This window comes from bacterium (assembly GCA_026398675.1).
Taxonomy (GTDB): domain Bacteria; phylum RBG-13-66-14; class RBG-13-66-14; order RBG-13-66-14; family RBG-13-66-14; genus RBG-13-66-14.
The window spans coordinates 1-2,092 of sequence record JAPLSK010000219.1 but is presented as its reverse complement, the minus strand read 5'-3'; the positions used below and the strand labels follow the sequence as shown (position 1 = coordinate 2,092).

Annotated in this window: 2 protein-coding genes; one reads left to right on the top strand and one right to left on the bottom strand. The window is 65.3% G+C overall.

The window, feature by feature from the left end; translation table 11 throughout:
* The coding region (locus NTW26_07115; GenBank protein MCX7022027.1) for a toprim domain-containing protein at nucleotides 1-1,140 on the top strand (1,140 nt) is incomplete at its 5' end.
* A 321-nt stretch (nucleotides 1,141-1,461) separates the two neighbouring features.
* Here the strand turns inward: NTW26_07115 and NTW26_07110 are convergent.
* Nucleotides 1,462-2,092: DMT family transporter (locus NTW26_07110; GenBank protein ID MCX7022026.1), on the bottom strand; the 631-nt coding region annotated here is incomplete at its 5' end.

Genomic DNA, 2,092 nt, shown 5'->3' with positions numbered 1-2,092 from the left:
GAGAAATGCGAGCTTTTCATCGTGGAGGGCCCCTCGGCCGGCGGATCGGCCAAGCAGGGTCGCGACCGCTCCAACCAGGCCATCCTACCCCTCGGCGGGAAGATATTGAACGTGGAGAAGGCCCGCCTGGACAAGATTCTTTCCAACAACGAGCTCATCACCATCATCACCGCCATCGGTTCCGGCATCGCCGAGGAGTTCGATCTCCAGAGGCTGCGCTACCACAAAATCGTGATAATGACCGACGCCGACGTGGACGGCAGCCACATCCGCACCCTGCTCTTGACCTTCTTCTACCGCCAGATGCGACCGCTTCTGGAGCAGGGGTACATCTATATCGCCCAGCCGCCGCTCTACCGGGTAAAGCGCGGCCGCGAGGAGTTCTACATCCAGAGCGAGGGGGAGATGGACCGCCTGGTACTCGAGCTGGGCTGCCGCGGGGCCCGGGCGGTGATAGACGGCGTCAAGCGGGACGAAAACGAGCTCATCGGTCTGACCAAGCTCCTCCGACGGGTGGAGCTCGCCTTCGAGCGCCTCGGGCGTCGGGGGCTGGACGTGGAGGAGTACCTCGGCCGCGAGCGGGACGGCTGCCTGCCGCGATACTACCTGCGCGACCTCGAAACCGGTGTCGTAGACTACGCTTACACCGACCAGGAGCTGGGACTTCTGGAGGAGAAGGCCGAGGCGGGGGAGGAGCTGGCCGACCTTCTGGGCGAGCGGTCGGGATGGAGGAAGCACGAGCCGGAGGAGCTGGGGGAGGCCACCGAGCTGGAGGAGCTCCGAGGCGCCTTGAAGGTTTTCGGCCTCGATTTCATGGCGGAGAAGAAGCCCGGCATCACCCTCCACCTGGCCAAGGATGAGCGGCTCGAAATGACCGACCCCCTGGAGCTCCTGAAAACGCTGCGCCAGACCGGCAACCGGGAGGTTTCCGTCCAGCGCTACAAGGGGCTGGGCGAGATGAACCCCGAGCAGCTCTGGGAGACGACGATGGACCCCGCGAGCCGGACGCTGTTGCAGGTGACGGTGGAGGACGCCTTCGCCGCCGACGAGATGTTCAGCGTGCTGATGGGGGATCAGGTGCCGCCGCGGCGGGAGTTCATCCGCTCCCACGCCCTCGAGGTGGCCAACCTGGACATTTAAGGACCGGTTGATCTCCGAGTGTCAACCGTTCACCGTTGCCCGCACACACACGCAACAAGCAAAAACGGTGGGACTAAAGTCCCCGCCCTACATTTGGGTGCGCGATGTTGGATAAACCCGCGAGCGGTGTGGACACCCGCCCCTACGTCCATCCCACGCGAATCCCCCCCGTAGGGGCGACCGGTAGGACAAGTCCTCCACGGTCGCCCGCGGGCCGACCTGAAGATCGGCCCCTACGTCATCGCAGCGAGGAATAGGCCGGGGTGAGGGTCGAGGTTGGGAATGTAAAACGGCGGGGACTAAAGTCCCCGCCCTACATTTTCACGTCTGCGACCCACGCCGGTTGCCCCAGAGGATGGCGGCCAGGATGAGCCCCATTCCCGCGTAGCCGTACCACGGCATCCGCTCGGCGAAGAAGACCGCACCGCCCGCCGCGGCGATGACCGCCTCGCCCACGTAGATGAGCGCCGCCCGCCCCGCACCAAGTTTCGGCTGCCACCGCATCTGCCAGAAAACCACCAGCACCGTCGCCGCCAGGGAGAGGTACAAAAAAGCCGGGACGGATACCGCGTCCAGCGCCAATCGCGGCGTCTCCAACAACGGCGAAAGCGCCATCCCCCCCGCGCCCACGACGACCATCTGTACCGTGGTCAGGGTGAACTCGTGGCGGAGCTGGGAATTATCATCGGTTTCCTCGGCGGGCGCCCAGCGGTCTATGAAGGCCAGGTGGAGGGCGAAGATGACCGCGCTGCCCATAGTCAGCAAATCGCCGGGGTTCACCGAACCCGAGGGATCGGCCAGGAGGTACACCCCGGTCAGGGAGACCGCCGCGGCGCCCAGCTCCCGCAATCGAATCCGCCGCCCGCACACCGGCCATTCAAATATGGGCGTGAGCACCACGTAGAGCGCGGTGATGAACCCCGACTTCCCCGCCCCCGTGTACACTAGCCCC